The following is a 4,769-nucleotide window of genomic DNA, read 5'->3' on the forward strand; positions in this document are numbered from 1 at the left end:
CGCCGTGCGTCGGCGCGTGCCCTGTGGGCCGGTGTGGGCCGTTGCCCGGTGGGGGCGCCCCCCGCGGCCCCCGGCCGGGGGGGGCGCGCCGTCTGCCGCCGTTGCCTGCTGTTCCCGGCGGGCGCCTCCCCCGCGCCGTGCGCGGCCCTTCGCCAGGCCCCTGTCCCGCTGCGGCGCGTGGTGCGCCCGCGTGTCCGGTGCCGGGCGGCGGGGCGTGTTGCGCGGGTGTTGCGGTGGGTGTGGGCGGCGGGTGGGGCGCCGGGGCGCCCCCGGGGTCCGCCGCGCCCCCGGGGGCGAAGGCCGGGGGCCGGGCGATCGTCCCTGGTAGCGTCGTGCTCGTGAAGTCGCGCACGCCGCGCGGTTTTTGACTGTCGGACAGACGGGGGTCGAGTGTTGGGAAGGGGTGGTGGGTGTGGGGCGGGCACGCGTGGCGGCGCGGGTGATCGTGCACCCTGGTGTGGAGGACGTGAGCGTCCAGCAGGTGCTGGAGGCGCTCGCTGATCCGGCCCGCAGGACGGTGGTGCGCACGCTCGCGCACTCGGGGGCCGATCTCAGCTGCGGTTCCTTCGACCTGCCGGTGGGGCGTTCGACCTCCAGCCACCACTTCAGCGTGCTGCGCGAGGCGGGGCTGCTGCGCCAGTACTACGTGGGCACGACCAAGATGAACGCGCTGCGCAGCGAGGAGTTGGAGCGGCGGTTCCCGGGGCTGCTGGCGGCGGTGGTGGCCGCCGCCGACGCGGAGGCCCGCCGGGCCCCGCGGGCCTGAGGGCCCGCCGGACGTCGGCACCTGCCGGAACAGGGGGCCTCTCCCCCCGGCCGCAAGGGAGTTGACTCTGCGTCAGGTCTGCTCAGGGCGGGCGGGGCGGAGGTGGGGCGTAGGCTTGCCGTCCATGATCGACGGTGGGGACTGGGGCCAGGGATGGGACGGCACGCGCCGGTGGGTGGAGGGGCTCCTCGCGCCCGGTGAGCGCGTCACGCGGGTGAGCGCGCTCACGGGCGGGTGGACCTCGCGGATGCGCCGCGTGGACGTGGAACGGGCGGGTGGCGAGGGCCCGTACGCGCTGGTGCTGCGCTCCTTCGTCAAGCCGTTCTACCGCCGCCACGCCCCGGGGCTGCTGGCCCGCGAGGCGGCGGTGCTGCGCCTGCTGGAGGGCGGCGGGGTCCCGGCGGCGCACCTGCGCGGCGTGGACGGGTCGGGGGCGGTGTGCGAGTACCCGTCGCTGGTGATGACGCTCCTGCCCGGCACCGTGCGGGTGGCCGAGGACGGCGAGGCGCCGCTGCGCGCGGGCCTGCTGGCCGCGCAGCTGGCCGCCGTGCACGCCCTCGACGTCGGCGGGCAGGACCGGCCGCGTGCCTGGCAGGCGTGGACGGCCCCCGAGCGGGTGGGCGTGCCCGAGGGCACCGCCCGCGCCGGGTTGTGGCGGCGGGCGGTGGAGGTGATCGGCGGCGCGGTGCCCGCGCACCGCTCCTGCTTCCTGCACCGCGACTTCCACCCCGGCAACGTGCTGTTCACCGGCGCGGGCGACCACCTGGCCGTCAGCGGGGTCGTCGACTGGGTGGAGACGTCCTGGGGGCCGGCCGACCTGGACGTCGCCCACTGCTCCACCGCCCTGGCCCTGCTGCACGGCCCCGAGGCGGGCCTGGCCTTCGCCGACCGCTACACCGCCGCCGGCGGCCGCGCCCTCGCCGAAGGCCGCGACCACCTGTACTGGCGGCTGCTGGACACCCTCGCCTTCGCCCCGGACGCCCGGAAGGTCGCCGAGCCCTGGCGCGAGCTGGGCCGCACCGACCTGACGCCCGCCGTGCTGACGGGCCGCCTGGAGGACTACCTCCAGGCCCTGTTCGACCGCTACGCCTGAGCCCGCGCCCCCTGCCCCCCTGCCGGCGGGTCCGGCAGGTCGTCGCGGCGCCGCGGTTGCCGGGGGGCGTTCTCCGGGGCCTGGTGTCCGGCCCGGCGGCCGCGGCGCCGAGGTCCTGCCCGGTGCGTGTCGGGAGGCCGTCGCCGTTCGGGACGTGCCGCCGTGGCGGTACGTCGGCGTTCTCGTCCGGACCCGCGCCGCCACGGGCCGCGCGGGTCGCCGAAGGACGCCGGGACTTCGGACGCTTCGGGCGAAGGCGCAGTGGCGCGCCGTCCGCGCGCGCCCTGGTCCCCGGTCGGGGAACGCCCGGGGTGCGGCGGCCGGCTCCCGGCGGCCGCACGGGCCCGGACACCGCGGCCGCTCCCGCGGTCGATGCCGGCTGTTCGGCCGGCCTCCCCGGGGGGGTGGTCCTTTCCCTCCTTCGTCGCCTGCCCGGCGGCACCGGGGGTGCGGCGTTCACGGGAACCCGAGCCCCGGGGCGGGGCGGGGGTGCGGGTCGGCGGGGCCGGTCAGGGGGCCGGGGCGGGCTGGGGCTCCTCGTGCCGCGGCTCGTCCTGCCGCGGCTCGTCGTGCCGGGGCTGGTCGGGCCTGGGCCGGCGGGGGTCCAGGCGGCGGCGCAGGAGGACGGCGGCCAGGGCGGCGGCGGCGAGGGCGGCGCCGGCCAGGGGCAGGTGGCGGGGGCCGGCGGTGGTGACGACGGCTCCGCCCAGGGCGGTGCCCAGGGTGATGCCGAGGTTGGAGAAGGAGATGAAGAGGCTGTTGCCGAACTCGGGGGCGTCGGTGGCGTCGCGGGCGAGCCAGGCCTGGGCGACGGCGAGGCCGCCGGAGTGGACGGCGCCCCAGGCCAGGACGGCGGCGAGCATGGGCAGGCGGTGGGGGCCGGCGGCGTCGATCAGGAGGTAGAGGGCGAGGTAGAGGAGCGGGTAGGCGGTGACGGTGCGCACGAGGCCGCGTTCCAGCAGGCGGCCGAAGACGGTGTTGCCGGCGGTCATGACGACGCCGAAGGCCATCAGGACGGGGCCGGTGAGGGAGGGGGCGAGGCCGGTGACGCGTCCCAGGTACTCGGCGATGTAGCCGTAGCCGCTGAACATCGCGGCGAACACCAGGGTGACGGCGGCGACGGCCAGCCACAGCCGGGGCCGGCGCAGGATGCCCAGCTGTCCGGCGTAGGTGGGCGGCGCGGTGTCGGGCAGGTCGGGGAAGAAGGCGAGGACGCCGGCGCAGGCGAGGAGGTTGACGGCGCCGGCGGCCCAGAACGCGGCGGGCAGGCAGATGTGCTCGGCGAGGTAGGAGGTGACGGGCACGCCGAACGCGAAGCCGGCGCTGACGCCGGCGAAGACGGTGGTGGCGGCGCGGGCGGCCTTGCCGGGCGCGGCCAGGCGGGTGGCGGCGGTCAGGGCGAGCGCGAAGAAGACGGGGTGGAGCAGCGCGGGCAGGATCCGGAACGCCAGGACGAGGGGGAAGGAGTGGCCGAGCGCGTAGACGGCGTTGGAGGCGGCGAAGAGGGCGAGCGCGGCGGCCAGGACGGTCTTGCGGCGCAGCCGGGAGGCGAGCAGGACGCCGACGGGGCCGGTGGCGGCGACGGTCAGGGCGAAGGCGCCGACCAGCCATCCGGCGGCGGCGGGGGTGACGTGCAGGCGTTCGGCCAGGGAGGGCAGGACGCCGACGACGCCCATCTCGGTGGTGATGATGCCGAACACGCCCAGCGCCAGGACCGGGACGGCCAGGGCGTTTCGGGCGGGAGCGGTGCGTGGCACGACAGCCTCCATTGGATACACAAATCTAGATAGTTGGATGCGTTTGGGTCGAAGAAAAGGGGGCGCCGGGCGGGCGCCCCCCGAAGCGGGACGGGGTGGGTCAGAGTTCGTCGCGCACGTACGCGGCGAAGGCGGCGATGGTCTCCTCGTCGCGCCGGTAGAACGTCCACTTGCCGACGCGCTCGGACACCAGCAGCCCGGCCTCGCGCAGGATCTGCAGGTAGCCGGAGACCACCGACTGGGACAGCCCCGAGCGCTCCTGGATGTCGGTGACGCACACGCCGATGTGGAAGCCGACGCCGCGCTCGCGGTAGTACGGCTCGTCGAAGTAGCGCTCGGGCGTCTTGAGCCAGCGCAGGAAGTCCGCGCGCGCCGGGTTGGCGAGCGCCTTGTGCACGGCCAGCGGGTCCAGGTCCACCGCACACGCTCCTTCCGCCGTCCGGCCCCTCGGGGACGTATCTAATATTCTGGATACGACCTGGGGTGTCAAGGCGGGCCGCCGGCCGGGGGGCTGCGGGCGCGTGGGCGGGTGGCGGGTGGTGCGCGCCGGGCGGCGCACGGCTCGGGGCCGCAGTGGCGCGGGTGGCGCGGGTGGCGGGGCGACACGCCGGTGGTTCACTCGCACGAGTGATTGTGACGCTGTGCGCAACGGTGGACACTCTGAGTATCCGGAGGGCTCGTGGGGGCCCTCCCGGCGCAGGGAGTGCCACCATGGCCGCAGTCGAACCTTCCGCCTCCGAGGTCCCGCAGATCACGCACAGCTCGCTGCCCGCCGTCCGGGACGAGGGCCTCGCGGCCATCGGCGGCAACGTCGGCTCCGTGAACCGGGCCTGGTGGACGTGGAGCCCGGGCAACGGGACCTTCAACCTCCAGCTGTCCTGGAACGTCATCGGGATCGACTCGACGGTCGTCATCACGGCCTCCGAGATCGACTCCAACGGCAACCGGTTCGTCGGCGCCGCGGCCTTCCAGGTCTCGAGCATCGCCCCGGGCAACGGCGTGGTGACCTTCAAGATCAACATCGGGTGGAACAGTCCGCTGCCGATGCGCACCGACGTCGTGGTCTTCAACTGACCCCACCGCCCGGGCCGGCGCCGGCACCCCCGCGGTGACGGCCCGGGCGGCAGGCGCCCGCCCCGTGGCGCCCGCGGAC

General features: G+C 76.3%; 5 protein-coding genes. 3 read left to right on the forward strand and 2 right to left on the reverse strand.

Features of this window, described 5'->3' with window-relative positions; genetic code table 11:
- The first annotated feature begins 412 nt into the window (after positions 1-412).
- Positions 413-766, forward strand: coding sequence for an ArsR/SmtB family transcription factor (locus tag ACFU6K_RS31520; protein ID WP_380668817.1), 354 nt, complete (start codon positions 413-415; stop codon positions 764-766).
- A gap of 124 nt (positions 767-890) precedes the next feature.
- Positions 891-1,859, forward strand: coding sequence for a phosphotransferase family protein (locus ACFU6K_RS31525; RefSeq protein ID WP_380668819.1), 969 nt, complete (start codon positions 891-893; stop codon positions 1,857-1,859).
- Positions 1,860-2,368: 509 nt separating this feature from the next.
- Here the strand turns inward: ACFU6K_RS31525 and ACFU6K_RS31530 are convergent.
- Both ACFU6K_RS31530 and ACFU6K_RS31535 read right to left on the reverse strand, forming a co-directional pair.
- A complete protein-coding gene (locus ACFU6K_RS31530; protein ID WP_380668821.1) occupies positions 2,369-3,616 on the reverse strand; it encodes an MFS transporter in 1,248 nt (415 codons plus the stop codon).
- Positions 3,617-3,716: 100 nt separating this feature from the next.
- Positions 3,717-4,034: a helix-turn-helix transcriptional regulator gene (locus tag ACFU6K_RS31535; protein WP_198959518.1), complete on the reverse strand. Its 318-nt coding sequence runs from the start codon at positions 4,032-4,034 to the stop codon at positions 3,717-3,719.
- A gap of 293 nt (positions 4,035-4,327) precedes the next feature.
- On the opposite strand from ACFU6K_RS31535, the gene ACFU6K_RS31540 reads away from it, so the two are divergent.
- Complete coding sequence (locus ACFU6K_RS31540) at positions 4,328-4,690, forward strand: hypothetical protein (RefSeq protein WP_380668823.1); 363 nt, start codon at positions 4,328-4,330, stop codon at positions 4,688-4,690.
- Positions 4,691-4,769: the final 79 nt, after the last annotated feature.

Origin of the sequence: Kitasatospora sp. NPDC057512, from assembly GCF_042802135.1 — a bacterium.
GTDB lineage: Bacteria > Actinomycetota > Actinomycetes > Streptomycetales > Streptomycetaceae > Kitasatospora.

Bases quoted from the DNA above. Each gene is read 5' to 3' on its own strand.
- ACFU6K_RS31525 (WP_380668819.1), top strand. From the start codon at position 891: ATGATCGACGGTGGGGACTGGGGCCAGGGATGGGACGGCACGCGCCGG.
- ACFU6K_RS31540 (WP_380668823.1), top strand. From the start codon at position 4,328: ATGGCCGCAGTCGAACCTTCCGCCTCCGAGGTCCCGCAGATCACGCAC.